General features: G+C 46.6%; 12 protein-coding genes. 7 read left to right on the top strand and 5 right to left on the bottom strand.

The window, feature by feature from the left end; all coding sequences use genetic code 11:
- Window positions 1–2 precede the first annotated feature (2 nt).
- A complete protein-coding gene (locus DFQ01_RS05470) occupies window positions 3–1,028 on the bottom strand; it encodes a LacI family DNA-binding transcriptional regulator (protein ID WP_110042883.1) in 1,026 nt (341 codons plus the stop codon).
- A 226-nt stretch (window positions 1,029–1,254) separates the two neighbouring features.
- Here DFQ01_RS05470 and DFQ01_RS05475 point away from each other — a divergent pair, with 226 nt between their 5' ends.
- From DFQ01_RS05475 to DFQ01_RS05495, 5 genes are all read left to right on the top strand, one after another.
- The gene (locus tag DFQ01_RS05475) at window positions 1,255–1,440 is read left to right on the top strand and encodes a hypothetical protein (RefSeq protein WP_110042884.1); all 186 of its coding nucleotides are present in this window, start codon (window positions 1,255–1,257) and stop codon (window positions 1,438–1,440) included.
- A gap of 55 nt (window positions 1,441–1,495) precedes the next feature.
- Complete coding sequence (locus DFQ01_RS05480; protein ID WP_110042885.1) at window positions 1,496–2,821, top strand: sugar ABC transporter substrate-binding protein; 1,326 nt, start codon at window positions 1,496–1,498, stop codon at window positions 2,819–2,821.
- 106 nt (window positions 2,822–2,927) lie between these two features.
- Window positions 2,928–4,241: a carbohydrate ABC transporter permease gene (locus tag DFQ01_RS05485; RefSeq protein ID WP_110042886.1), complete on the top strand. Its 1,314-nt coding sequence runs from the start codon at window positions 2,928–2,930 to the stop codon at window positions 4,239–4,241.
- Window positions 4,238–5,074, top strand: a complete 837-nt coding sequence (locus tag DFQ01_RS05490; RefSeq protein ID WP_110042887.1) for a sugar ABC transporter permease — start codon at window positions 4,238–4,240, stop codon at window positions 5,072–5,074. Before DFQ01_RS05485 ends, DFQ01_RS05490 begins: the two co-directional genes overlap by 4 nt.
- Before the next feature lie 14 nt (window positions 5,075–5,088).
- Complete coding sequence (locus DFQ01_RS05495; RefSeq protein ID WP_110042888.1) at window positions 5,089–6,768, top strand: alpha-amylase family glycosyl hydrolase; 1,680 nt, start codon at window positions 5,089–5,091, stop codon at window positions 6,766–6,768.
- Window positions 6,769–6,925: 157 nt separating this feature from the next.
- Here the strand turns inward: DFQ01_RS05495 and DFQ01_RS05500 are convergent, their stop codons facing one another.
- Entirely contained in the window at window positions 6,926–7,477 is a 552-nt protein-coding gene (locus DFQ01_RS05500; RefSeq protein WP_110042889.1) for a TetR/AcrR family transcriptional regulator, read from the bottom strand.
- A 145-nt stretch (window positions 7,478–7,622) separates the two neighbouring features.
- On the opposite strand from DFQ01_RS05500, the gene DFQ01_RS05505 reads away from it, so the two are divergent.
- Window positions 7,623–8,543: a ketopantoate reductase family protein gene (locus DFQ01_RS05505; protein ID WP_110042890.1), complete on the top strand. Its 921-nt coding sequence runs from the start codon at window positions 7,623–7,625 to the stop codon at window positions 8,541–8,543.
- Between the two features lie 195 nt (window positions 8,544–8,738).
- Here DFQ01_RS05505 and DFQ01_RS05510 read toward each other — a convergent pair whose 3' ends face one another.
- Complete coding sequence (locus DFQ01_RS05510) at window positions 8,739–9,674, bottom strand: ketopantoate reductase family protein (protein ID WP_110042891.1); 936 nt, start codon at window positions 9,672–9,674, stop codon at window positions 8,739–8,741.
- A 190-nt stretch (window positions 9,675–9,864) separates the two neighbouring features.
- Between DFQ01_RS05510 and DFQ01_RS05515 the strand changes: the two genes are divergently transcribed.
- Window positions 9,865–10,437, top strand: a complete 573-nt coding sequence (locus tag DFQ01_RS05515) for a TetR/AcrR family transcriptional regulator (protein ID WP_028554784.1) — start codon at window positions 9,865–9,867, stop codon at window positions 10,435–10,437.
- Between the two features lie 420 nt (window positions 10,438–10,857).
- Here the strand turns inward: DFQ01_RS05515 and DFQ01_RS05520 are convergent, their stop codons facing one another.
- A complete protein-coding gene (locus DFQ01_RS05520; RefSeq protein ID WP_110042892.1) occupies window positions 10,858–11,757 on the bottom strand; it encodes an SDR family oxidoreductase in 900 nt (299 codons plus the stop codon).
- Between the two features lie 248 nt (window positions 11,758–12,005).
- Complete coding sequence (locus tag DFQ01_RS05525) at window positions 12,006–12,956, bottom strand: AraC family transcriptional regulator (RefSeq protein ID WP_245946551.1); 951 nt, start codon at window positions 12,954–12,956, stop codon at window positions 12,006–12,008.
- Window positions 12,957–13,227 lie beyond the last annotated feature (271 nt).

The following is a 13,227-nucleotide window of genomic DNA, read 5'->3' on the forward strand; positions in this document are numbered from 1 at the left end:
CGTCAACCTCTCTTTATCGTTGTAAGCGACGATTCGCGGACCATGAGTCGGTGAGGGATAATGATCTGCTTCTGATGGATCGTCTCCTCGTTAATCGCACGAATCAACGTTTGTGCGGCTGTATAGCCAAGCTGGTACGTACCAATATCGATCGAGCTGATCGGTGGCGTCGCAAGCTCTGACAGTGAAATATTGTTGAAGCTGACAAGGCAGATATCATCCGGTACCTTGTAGCCTAATTCATTAAGGCCTCTAAGAACACCGAATGCTACAACATCATCGATAACAACCAATGCTGTTGGCCGCTCGGGCAAGCTCATAATGAGGGACATGGCGCGATAGCCGCTTTCTTGCAGAAATTCGCCTTCTACTGTCCAATCCGAACGAATCGGCAGTTTATGTGCCTCAAGCGCTTGGCGATACCCTTGGAGTCGGTCATTGGACACCGTCAAATTAGCTGGACCACTGACGAAGCCGATTCTTTCATGTCCTTGCGTAATCAAGTGTACGGTCGCATCATAGGCCGCTTGTTTGTTGTCATTATTGATAGACAGCACATCCGGATGGGAGTCACTGCGGCCAATCAGGACAAACGGGAAATCGGAACTCGCCAGAAAGGCCACAATCGGATCGTTGACTCTTGAGCTTAACAAGATAACGCCATCTACACGTCGGCCGCGTACAAGCCGTGATACGGTTTCGATCTCGTCATGCTCGCCGGTAGCTGTTGTCAGCAGCATGTCGTAACCCGCTCGGTTCGCTTGTGTCAGTATGCCGCGAAGCAGCTCGCCGAAGAAGTCATTCTGAAACAGTTCTTCCGCCGGTCTCGGAAGCAGAATGGCAAGTGTATTGGTCGTCTTCGAAACAAGGCTCTTAGCCATCATATTAGGATGATAGCCGAGCTCATCCATGATTTGTTTTACTTTACGCGAGGTGTCCAGTGAGATTCGCGGGTGATTCGATACAACGCGCGATACGGTGGACGGGGACACGCCAGCCAGCTTGGCGATATCTTTAATCGTTACCATGACGACAACAGCCTTTCTGTGCAATCGTTTGTAATCTTGCTGCACCTTATGTTAATCCAAGATAACAGGAATGTAAATAGACAGGCTAGTTAACCGTCATTGGACGATGAAAACGGTTGAATTGTTAAGGAAACGCGAGATAAAAAGTGGTTTTGTACCATTTTTGAAACAAAATCATCCAAAACAGCTTGTGCAAACGTTTTTACAAAGGTGGGCACTGTCGTGTATGATGAGGACGTTAATAGAACGCTTACATGCTGAAATGGGCGGTAAAACAGTCGGAATTGCAGCTGTTATCATCAATTTGCACAGCATCCTGCACGCAAATGAACAAACGTTTGCACAAGCGAGCTGCATGCTTATGTGCACGAATAACACTGCACCCGTGTACGTCTCGTTGGAAGCGGCATAGTCGAAGTCGGAGCGCGGATCTGTTCGGTAACAACAATAGGAGAGGGGTCTTTTCGATGAAGAGATGGGTTGGATTGATGGCAATTGGTACGATGGTGTTCATGCTGGCGGCTTGCGGCAGCGGCGGTAAAGATGACAACAGCACAACAACGACGGACACGCAGACGGAGACGTCGACGGATACACAAACTGCAACGGATGACCCAGCACCAGCAGAAGTAGACGATCAATTGACGCCAGAAGAAGGAGCGAGCCTCGTCGTGTGGGACAGCAAAACGGGCCGCGAATTCATCGACGAAATGGCGAAGCAATTCGAAACGGAATATGGGGTAACAGTTAAGGTTGAAGAAGTGGAGTCGCCAGACCAAGTGAACAAGCTGACGACAGACGGTCCTGCAGGCCTCGGCGCTGACCTTGTCAACTTCCCGAACGACCAGTTGGGCCGCGCTGTATCGGCAGGTCTCGTACTCGAGAATGACCAGTTCGCTGATGAAACGACAACGGAAAGCCAAGAAAATGCGGTTAAAGCCGTTTCTTATGAAGGCATTCTGTACGGCTACCCACGTACGGTAGAAACGTATGCGATGATCTACAACAAAGCGATCTTCCCAGAAGGCGCTCCGAAGTCGTTCGAAGATATCGTAACGTTCGCTAAGACATACAACGATGCGAAGAAGAACAAATACGCAATCATGTGGGAAATCGGTAACTTCTATTTCAACTACGGCTTCCTCGGCTCCAATGGCGGATACCTGTTCGGTGACGGCGGTACGAAAGCTGACGACATCGGTCTGAACAATGACGGCGCAGTTGCAGGTGCGAAATTTTTTGGCTCGCTCAAAGATATTCTCCCTATGAACACGGGCGACGTAACGTACGACATCAAGAAAGGTCTCTTCACGGGCGGTACGCTTGGTATCGATATCAACGGTCCATGGACGCTGGCTGACTACAAAGCATCCGGTATCGATTATGGTGTAGCACCGCTTCCGACGATCGAAGGTAAACCGATGACTTCGTTCTCCGGCGTTAAAGCTTGGTATGTTAACTCCTTCACGAAATATCCGAAAGCAGCGAAGCTGTTCGCGAACTTCTTAACGAGCAAAGAAGCCGAACTCAAAGAATTCCAACTGAATGGCACGCTGCCTGCAAATAAAGAAGCCATTAACGATGCTTCGATCCAAGGCGATGCAGTATCCAAAGCATTCCTCGACCAATTCGCAGTATCGCAGCCAATGCCTTCGATTCCGGAAATGGGCAACGTATGGAACCCAGCGGCAGCGGCGCTGTCGGAAGTATGGAACGACGGTAAAGATGCAAAAGCGGCACTCGACAACGCGGTACAACAAATCAAAGACGCAAACGCTGTAAACACGAAGTAGCGGCAATCGATAAGCACCCGCCGGGATCGGCCCGGCGGGATGCTTTTTACACTAGAAGTGGTAGATAAAAGAAGCAGCGAATTTGCAGGAGGGGAGCGAGACGGGAATGAAGCGTCATCGCGCGACCGCAGCCGTTTTATCCGTGCTGTCGATGGGATTAGGGCAACTATATAACCGCCAATTTGGCAAAGGTATTTTGTTTCTCTGCATACAGATAGCAAGTCTTATTTATTTGATTCCAAGAGCTGGCCATGGGCTATGGGGATTGTTTACGCTGGGTGAACAAGCACAACAGCGAGTTAAAGTAGGGAAAATTACGAAGGTGATCCAAGGGGATCATTCCATTTATCTGATGATAGATGGCCTTATTATTGCGCTCATTATTTTGCTCGTTGTTGGCATCTATATCGCTAACATTTATGATGCGCATCGTATCGGTAAAGTGAGAGATACGGGCGGCAAAACGAACAATTTTATTCAAACCTATAAGTTTGTAACGGATCGCTATTTCCCGCATCTGTTGCTTTCGGTTCCGGCTTTTGGTGTTCTGTTCCTGACCATTATGCCGATCTTGTTTACGATAATGTTGGCGTTTACGAACTATTCGTCGCCTGGACATATACCACCGGCCAAGCTGGTTGATTGGGTTGGCTTCCAGACGTTCGCTGATTTGATTCAGTTGAAATCTTGGAGCGGAACGTTTCTCGGTATTCTGAAGTGGACGGTTATTTGGGCCGTTGTCGCAACATTTACTACTTACTTCGGTGGTTTGCTGGTTGCGCTTCTCATCGAGCAGTCGGGTATTCGTTTCAAAAAAATGTGGCGTACGATCTTCATTCTGCCTTATGCGATTCCACAGTTGATCTCGTTGCTCGTCATGCGGAACTTGTTTAACGGCCAATTCGGCCCGATCAATCAATATTTGAAGGCGTTTGGCCTTGGCACGCTGCCGTGGCTGACGGATCCATTCTGGGCTAAAGTGACGGTTATCGTCGTTAACATGTGGGTTGGTATTCCGGTCTCCATGGTGCTCATTCTTGGCGTACTTACTTCGATTCCGAAAGATATGTATGAAGCAGCAGAAGTGGACGGCGCTACCGCTTTCCAAAAGTTCCGCATCATTACGATGCCGTTCATTCTGTTCTCGACGGCGCCAATTCTGATTACGCAGTTCGCAGGTAACTTCAATAACTTTAACGTTATCTTCCTGCTCACAGGCGGTGCGCCAGTGAATGGCGACTATCAATATGCAGGCCATACCGACCTGCTCGTTACGTGGCTGTACAGTCTGACGCTGAACTTCAGTCAGTTCAACATGGCTTCGGCGATCGGCATTATCATCTTCATAATCGTCGCGACGTTCTCGATTATTAACTATCGCCGCTCGCGGTCGTTTAAAGAGGAGGATATGATCCAATGAGGAAGCGCAACAGTATATTCAGGCTGTCTATCAGCTACATCATTCTTATCATTATCGCGATCGGCGCGCTGTACCCTGCATTGTGGGTTGTGCTGTCGTCCCTGCGACCAGGTGCATCGCTGTACAGCGAGCATCTGTGGCCGGATCATTTCACGTTTGCACACTATAAGGAGCTCTTCCATAATAAACAGTTCCAGTATGGAAAGTGGTATGTGAACACCCTTAAGATTGCTACGCTGACAATGATATTCTCGACGACGCTTATGACGCTTAGCATGTACGCGTTGTCTCGCTTCCGTTTCAAAGGACGCCAGACCACCTTGACGATTATGCTCGTGCTGGGCATGTTCCCAAGCTTCATGAGTCTCATTGCGATCTATATCTTCTTGCTGCAGCTCAATTTGCTTGATACGCATACGGCAATCGTACTCGTTTATTCGGCAGGCTCCGTGCTCGGCGGGTTCTTGGTCAAAGGCTTCTATGACACGGTTCCTCGCAGCTTGGACGAAGCGGCACGTATCGACGGTGCAAGCCATATGCAAATTTTCGTTCGCATTATGCTGCCATTGTCCCGTCCGGTACTGACGTACATTGCACTCACATCGTTTGCTGGCGCATGGGTTGACTTTATATTCGCCCGGCTTGTATTGCGTACGAAGGAGAAATGGACGCTCGCAGTCGGCATGTGGGATATGGTGAACTCGTTCCAGAACAGTAACTTTACGCTGTTCGCGGCTGGTGCGGTACTTATCGCGATTCCGATTACAGTATTGTTTATTTTCCTGCAGAACTTCCTGGTGCAAGGACTTACGTCCGGCGCGTCCAAGGGTTAATGGGAGACAGACGTATGAAGCAGAAGATGAAAAGATGGATGCATACAGGGACGGCGGCATTTATGCTGTCGTCCTTTCTTGTAGGCTGCAGCGATGGAAGTGAAGTTGCGGCACCTGATCAGACTTCGAAGAGGTCGACTGATAATCAATTAGGAGCAATCAGCGCCGATGCTAATAACGCTAAGGAAGCGCAATCCGTTGGTTGGGGAGAGGTCGATGAGCAGCCATCTACGGTTTATTATGAGCTGTTCGTGCGTTCCTTCGCTGACTCGAACGGTGATGGCATCGGTGATTTGAATGGCGTGACCGCTAAGCTTGATTACTTGGCTTCGCTGGGCGTTGGCGGCATCTGGCTGATGCCGATTACAGAATCGCCAAGCTATCATGGCTATGATGTAACCGATTATAAGAAGGTCGAGTCGGACTACGGTACGCTCGACGATCTGAAGCGATTAGTGGATGAAGCGCATAAGCGCGGAATCAAGGTCATTATGGATCTCGTCGTGAACCATACGAGCAGCGAGCATCCATGGTTCAAAGAAGCGCTGGCGAACCCTTCGAGCCCGTATCGCGATTGGTATCATTTTGCGGCAGCAGATAAGAAGGTTCAGACCGATAGCGCGGCAGGGGCGGACAGCGCATGGCATGGGAGCGGAGATAACCGCTACCTGAGCATTTTTTGGGAAGGCATGCCTGACTTGAACTTCGATAACGCGAAGGTGCGCGAGGCGATGATTGATGCAGGGCAGTTCTGGCTCGATCAAGGTATCGATGGCTTCCGTTTGGATGCGGCCAAGCATATCTATGGGGACTATGCGTCCACAATTCACACGAAGGAAGTGCAGGATCTCAATCAAGCCTGGTGGCAGGAGTTCCGGGCAGGACTCGTCAAGACGAAGCCAGATGTATACCTCGTAGGGGAAGTGTGGGATTCCACAGCCGTCATCGCACCACTGCTGAACCATGCACTCGACAGCGGATTCAACTTCGACTTGGCTGCTAAGCTGATTAGCGGGGCGGACCGTGAGCAGGATCCGGACGTAGCCTTTGGGCTGATGAGAGCCTATGAGGCGTATGAGCAGGCATCTGATGGGGCGTTCGTAGACGCGCCATTCTTAAGCAATCACGATCAGCAGCGTGTCATGACGGCGTTGAAAGGCAATGCGAATCATGCGCGCATGGCGGCGGCGATGCTGCTGACGCTTCCGGGCAATCCATTCATCTATTATGGGGAAGAGCTTGGGCTGACAGGCAGCAAGCCGGATGAGCGTATTCGAGAGCCGATGCCATGGACGGCATCACTCGAAGGAGCGGACGAGACGAGCTGGATTCAGCCGATGTTCGCGAAGGGGGGCGATGTATCCGTGGAGCGGGAGGAAGCCGATTCGAGTTCGCTCCTGCAGTGGTACAAACAATTGATTCAGTGGCGCAACGAAGAGAAAGCTTTGCATGACGGCGGAATTGACTCCTTCAAGCTTGGTGACGAGAAAGGGCTCTCGGCCTATGTTCGGATGACCGCTGATGAGCGTGTCCTTGTCGTGCACAACTTAACGGGCAAGCCGCTGCAGGCAACGATTGATGATGAGACAGCATACGGTGCTTTCACGGGTATAGCGCATACGACGGACACGTCTGCGACGCTGGACCAGCATACGCTTGAGATGCCGCCTTATAGTACGGTTATAATAAAATAGCGCAGCTAAAACCCTCTCCGATCGCTAACGAATGGAGAGGGTTTACATTTGTCCGACGGAAATAAATTGTTATAGAAGCAGGGAAGGTCAAAATGTGTAAATTGGCTTGTCCGAGCTTTTTATTGTACCACACAATGATTCGGTTAGAATGGTAGATTTATTGTTTGGAATAGGGCGTAATTCCCTTCGTATACAGGTTGTCCACTAGCTTGAAAAATTGTTCTGACGATAAATCCTTTTGTCGCTGGAGCCAAAGACGAAATAAAGAAAGGGACGTTGAGAGGTAAAACTCAATCAAGTACGGCGTTATGGAATGGTTTTGCGGAAAGTCTAAATCCAATCTATCCAAGGTGATGTCTCTTTTCAAGCGATTTAAAAAACGAGCGTTTCCATAATCGCCCAGGAGGGCGCTGAGCATTGAGAGATGCTCTTTTTTGTCCAAACAATGGAGTGCATTTTGGACCGTGTGCAGAGACAACTCTTTATTCGCTAATTCTTCTTTTATGTAGTTCAATAAATTATTTTCAACAAAGTCTAACAGTTCGTAAATATCAGAAAAGTATTGATAAAATGTACTGCGGTTATATCCAGACTTATTCGCGATCTCTTGAATGGAGATTTTTTCAATCGGCTTCTGGCTATATAACTCACAAAAAACATCTATAAAAATTTGTTTTGTTTTCTCTGTTATTTCTGGCTGCTTTTTCATTGTATACTCCTATTCGAACAAGATTATCATCCGACAAATAATAAAAAACTGATGGTTGATAGAGGAATAATAAAGACCTATGATCACATAGTACAACATGTTGTCGGATGATTAAAAGGAATTGTTGAGAAATAGGGGTGGTTTTATGTCAGCAAAACAAAATAGAGTTTTAATTTTTGGTGCAGGTGTTATAGGCAGCGCATACGCAATCAAATTCTTTGAAGCAGGAATTGACGTCACTTTGTTTGCACGTTCTAATAGATTTACAACATTGAAAGAAAATGGCCTCCAATATTATAAAAAAGGTGCGGTTAAATCGATAAAAGTAAATGTCATTGATACGCTTGAAAATGATGATGTATATGATTTTATTTTCGTTACAGTTCGTTACGATCGAGCCGAATCAGCGTTGTTAGCATTACAAGACAATCAAAGCAAAAATATTGTGACGATGATTAGCAATTCAATTGGATTTTCTTCGTGGCTGGATATTGTTGGAGATAGACTTTTACCAGCTTTCCCTGGTGTCGGCGGACAAATAAAAGATGGAATTTTGTATGCCCGGTTTCCACCAAAGGTTCTAGTGGCAACTAGGTTTGGAGAAATTAATGGTTTAGTGACAGAACGTGCAGAAAACCTTGCAAAATTATTTCAAACAGCAAAACTTCCCTACTCCATTAATAAGGATATGAAAGCTTATCTAATCACACATTCAGTATCGGACATTGCCATGATGAGCGTTTTACATGCTGAAGATAAGATCATTGATGAAAAAACAGTCAAAACCAGAAAAACGGCACATAAAATAACAATCACTTTAAAAACGTATTTAAAGGCAATCCAAAAAGCTGGCATTGCTATTAATCCATCTGCACTCAAAATTGTACTTAAACTTCCTAATTTGATTTTGGATTTTTTCTTTATGATATGGCTCCGGACTAAAATGGTTAAGGATATGATGTTGCCGGATTATGCGAGTAGCGCAAACAAAGAAATTGTGCGGTTGAATAACGATTTATTGAAGTTTTTAAATCAGTATGATACCGATCTGGAAATACATGCTTAGTGATTTCCGTTCGTTCAAAATAAGCATACGTTTATAAGCCGATAAAAAGCGTTGCACAACGCTCATCCATGAGCGTCAAATGTAAAAATCGCCAGAGACGAACCGTGTCATAATTTCTAGTAATGAATGTAGCTCTTGTTCTGGGAAAAGGACAAGTGCTACATCCAATATCGATTAGAGACAAGATTATTTCCATTATTGCAAAGGGATGTAATTGTAAAGCTTGTCCCAACTTGGTGTGTCCATGTTCGCTCTATTCTTTAAATCGGAAAAAGCCTGGTACAACATATCCATTTCATTGGAAGACACTGCCTTATCACTTAGCGTGGTTCTGCCGAGGGGGGTTGCTAATATAATCTTCAACACGATAAAAAACAGCTTGCGATATTTTCGGACTAATTGATGTTGGTTTGCAGGCGTAATTGTGTAACCGTTTTTTATCAACACTTGATGGCCTTCATCTATTGCGTCAATAACGTAGTTAAGCAGCCGTTTGTCTTTGGCGGCTTTGCGCAGGTTCCCATTATACGAGGCGGCAATGCGATTCAAAGGCAAAATCATAATGAAGTGGCTTTTCAGCCATTCATCCATATTTGTAAAGGTGATCGTATTATACCTTGTGTTCTTTAAAGCTTGGTCAATGACCGATTGCCAATCTAGTTGCTCCCCTAAGCCACCGAAAGCCAAGGTCACCTTTGGGCCGCGCAAGCAGGTTACCCGACCGTTCTCTCTCCATCCGGCAAGCGTCTGAAAAGCAAAGGCAACCTTTTTCTCAACAGGGCTATTGGATTGCAAATAATGCCGCATTTCAATGGGACTTGCATTATTACCCATCATAACAATGTGTTTACTTCGATTCGCTGCAAGGGCAGGAAGGACTGCCTCGAAATCTGGATATTTCATCACTACGAAGATAAGATCATACACATCCTCCGGCTGTAATTCACGAATCACGCTTACTTTATCGACCGTTGTTCGGAGCTGTAAATAATGACGGATCACATTACCGTTCTGCTGTAACTCATCCGCGCGCCGCCCTCTGGCTAACATTGTGACTTCGTTTCCATTGCGAACTAATTCGTGAGCTAAATAACTTCCCAATACACCTGCTCCATAGACCAGTATTCTCATAATATTCCTCCACTTTGGTTGTTTCACATATGAAAAGTTTTTAAATATGTGCCGATGATATTAAAAAACTTTCAAATTGATTTTATCTTCGATCAGAATGTTTCGTCAATGTTTTTTAATTTAAAACCATTAAATTTAAAAACCTTTCGAAATGTGCTACATTGATTTAAGCGGGATGGAGGAATGTTTAATGAATAAATTCGAAATAAGGACTCAGAAAAAGAAGACGGCAGTTGTTCATGCGGCATTAAAGCTTTTTAAAGAAAAAGGATTCGTTCAAGTCAGCATAAAGGATATTGCCGCTGAGTCCGGCGTATCATCTGTATCGCTGTATAACTATTTCGAAAGCAAAGAAGGGATTGTCAAGGAATGCGCGAACGTTTTGATGCAAAATACACTTCAAATGGCCGAAGAAATCATGAACCAAGACATCGATTTCAAGGACAAAATCATTCAAATCATGGATATTTGCGCCGATCAGGACTATCAATTGCTTGGTTCGCCTGGCGCTGTAGAGGACCATGTGTTATCGAGTCTATATAGTGAAAATACGAATAAAATTAGAATTCAAATGCTTCAAGAGCTTATCGAACTTGCGAAAGAGGAAGGAGCTATTCACTCTTCCGTTTCTCTGGAGACTGTTCTTGAATTGTTAAACGCGATTGGAACCATTCAATTATCTTGGGCAAAATCAGGAAACTATAAAGAAAAGATGGCTGAGATGAACCGTCTGTTGTTATTCGGGCTGATTGGCAATGGTTAATGTTCGATTAAATATAATGTGCTAGACTGAAAATAAAGCATTAGACCGTGAAAATAACGTTGGAAGACTGGCCGATTGCGTTCAGTGGGTATGTGTTGGATGCGTGGGAGTGCAACGTCACGGGAAAGACGGAGTGCAATTCGATTTCGCTCTATAGATGATACGCTGAACCTTTTCACAGTTAATCATTACGCTAACGGGCAGGATAGCTTAATACTCTACTTGACATGGTACTTCATGGCGCTATAGCTATATTTGTCTTAAATTTCGAGCGAATATTGTAATTAAAAGGATTGATATGATCTGCATAAATGACTCAATAGGATACCGAAAAAGAAGACATCTGTCTCTGTATTGAGATAGATGTCTTCTTTCTTGTGAGTGAATCCCATACGATTAAACACAGAGATAGCCTGCGGTTCAGTTGTTGAAGTAATGCCCTTGTTCGATATCCGGAATCAATGCAGGGTGCACAGGTCGCCACCCCAAGCGTTCCCGGGTCAGAGTGTTCGACATGGGGTTATCGGTAAACGTGAAGGGGCCCAGAAATCCGAAATGGGCTTCTGCCTCTTCAGGGGAAATGCTAACTACTGGCAAATTTAGGTTACGACCGATTGCGCCGGCGATGTCACAAAATTGAATACCCTCTTCGCCGACAGCGTGCAGCCGTGAGCCAGCTGATGCTGATTCAGCTGCGAGGCGGTACAAGCGCGACGCATCGAGGCGATGGACAGCCGGCCAGCGGTTGTACCCGTCGCCCACGTAGGCAGAGAAGCCTTTTTCACGAGCAATGTCGATCAGCATGGAGATGAAGCCATGATCGCCAGGGCCATGCACGGTTGGTGCGAGACGAACGACCGATGATCGCACCCCCCGATCTGCCAATGAGATCGCCGCGTTCTCCGCTGCGCCCCGTGGTACATTGGAGTCGACGGGGATATCCTCCGTTCCGAGAATCGGCTCCGGGTTCGACCATGCGACAACTAAGGTTCCCGTGGTGAACACAAATGGCTTATTGGAGCCCTCAAGCGCTGCGCCAAAAGTTTCGACGGCGCGCAGGTCGGCTGCGACTGCGTCGGAGAAATCCGCAAAGTCGGTCTTGAAGCCTAAGTGAATAACGCCGTCGGCTTCGGCAGCGCCCTTATGTAGGCTGTCGAGGTCGTCGAGGGCACCAAAATGCACCGAGGCGCCGACTGCCGTCAACGACTCGGCAGCCTTGTCTGAGCGGGCAAGGCCGACTACCTGGTGTCCTGCTTCGATGAGTTCGTTCACGACGGCGGATCCAATGAAGCCCGTCGCTCCAGTGACAAAAATACGCATAATGAAATCCTCCTTGAATTACTGAAAAGTGAATGGCTTGAAGCACCGGAACTGCGAATAAAAGATTGACATCGCCGGCCTCAAGACTCACTCATTATAGTCTGCGTATCGCTCAGGTTTTTGCCAGTTCCTCGTCACTTATTGCATAATCCTCCGGAATACAACTTGATCTCTGGCTGTTAGAGATTAATCTGATGCAGGAACGTCCGATACGGAAATTGGAGCTCTTGCTGTAAAAACGATATCCATCACTTTTGTTGACGTAATTTAGCAGCATCTCTCTTTGGTGGGCCACCGAAAAAGCGGCTGTAATCTCGGCTAAACTGAGAAGTGCTTGCATATCCCACCAGCTGACAAGCAGTGTTTACATCCATAGGGTTGGATACCATCAGACGTCTCGCTTCATGAAGGCGCAGCGCTTTTTGGTATTGCAGTGGGCTCATTGAAGTAACTGCCTTAAAATGCTCGTGAAATGAGGACTCGCTCATATGTACCATCTTGGCCAAATCCCTAACCTTCATTTGCTGGGAGAAGTTATCGCGAAGCCACATAATCGACTTAACAATTCGCTGCATGCTCGAGTCCGCAGAACAAATTTCAGCGACATGAACGCCGACAGGGCTGAGCAGGACTCGTATCAAAATCTCATCCATCGCAAGCGGGACAAGCAATTTAGCTTCGACGGGATTGGATAGATACGCCAGAAGCCTCGATACAGCTGTTACCATACCCAAGTCGGCGCTAATGACATAAGCTGCGCGCCTTTCCCCAACGGCAGGCAGGCCCTGGGGATACACTTTCAGTGCTAACTCAGCAATCCTTTGTGGGTCAAGATCCAGCTTTACACTAAGAAAAGGTTCAAAAGGGCTAGCTTGTGTCGTCTTCACAGCGATCGGTAGAGCGACAGGGAACATGAGCATATGCGACCGACCAAATTGATAGGTCTCCTGCCCCACGGTGGCGACCTTTTCGCCTTGTGCAACGATTAACAGAGAGGGTGAGTTGAAGGTTCTTACGTAGTCAATATTTACTTTGGAATAACGGCTGACGTTCAGACCGGGAATGCACTGGCTAAAGGTGCCGTCAAATGGAGTATAGGTGTGGATCAGACGGGCCAAACGAGTCGTTTCTGCATCAAGCGATTCATTTGAAAGCGAGTTTTCATCTGGCTTCTCCATTTTGTTTCCAATCAACTCCATTTTATTTAGAATCTTGGCTAACTTAAATGGTTCTCAACAATTAGAGTGGCATTGTGACACTGCCCTTATGGCTGTTCAGTATTTGTCACCATCCGATAATAACATGATTTGGTCCGATAGACATGTAATCGTCAAACCATCTCGAGCTTCGATAAAAGACAGAGGCAAAGCGAAGGTAACAGATTACAAGGGGAAATTAGTGTCAATTAATATTGACATTAATCTCCCCTTAAATAATTAAAAGAACCTATACAAAGTGCGGAGCGCAACG

This window comes from Paenibacillus cellulosilyticus (assembly GCF_003182255.1).
Lineage (GTDB): Bacteria > Bacillota > Bacilli > Paenibacillales > Paenibacillaceae > Paenibacillus_T > Paenibacillus_T cellulosilyticus.

Coding starts and splice junctions, on each gene's coding strand:
- DFQ01_RS05470 (WP_110042883.1), bottom strand. CDS start 1,028: ATGGTAACGATTAAAGATATCGCCAAGCTGGCTGGCGTGTCCCCGTCC.
- DFQ01_RS05510 (WP_110042891.1), bottom strand. CDS start 9,674: ATGAGAATACTGGTCTATGGAGCAGGTGTATTGGGAAGTTATTTAGCT.
- DFQ01_RS05505 (WP_110042890.1), top strand. CDS start 7,623: ATGTCAGCAAAACAAAATAGAGTTTTAATTTTTGGTGCAGGTGTTATA.
- DFQ01_RS05490 (WP_110042887.1), top strand. CDS start 4,238: ATGAGGAAGCGCAACAGTATATTCAGGCTGTCTATCAGCTACATCATT.
- DFQ01_RS05500 (WP_110042889.1), bottom strand. CDS start 7,477: ATGAAAAAGCAGCCAGAAATAACAGAGAAAACAAAACAAATTTTTATA.
- DFQ01_RS05480 (WP_110042885.1), top strand. CDS start 1,496: ATGAAGAGATGGGTTGGATTGATGGCAATTGGTACGATGGTGTTCATG.
- DFQ01_RS05520 (WP_110042892.1), bottom strand. CDS start 11,757: ATGCGTATTTTTGTCACTGGAGCGACGGGCTTCATTGGATCCGCCGTC.
- DFQ01_RS05525 (WP_245946551.1), bottom strand. CDS start 12,956: ATGGAGTTGATTGGAAACAAAATGGAGAAGCCAGATGAAAACTCGCTT.
- DFQ01_RS05515 (WP_028554784.1), top strand. CDS start 9,865: ATGAATAAATTCGAAATAAGGACTCAGAAAAAGAAGACGGCAGTTGTT.
- DFQ01_RS05495 (WP_110042888.1), top strand. CDS start 5,089: ATGAAGCAGAAGATGAAAAGATGGATGCATACAGGGACGGCGGCATTT.
- DFQ01_RS05485 (WP_110042886.1), top strand. CDS start 2,928: ATGAAGCGTCATCGCGCGACCGCAGCCGTTTTATCCGTGCTGTCGATG.
- DFQ01_RS05475 (WP_110042884.1), top strand. CDS start 1,255: ATGATGAGGACGTTAATAGAACGCTTACATGCTGAAATGGGCGGTAAA.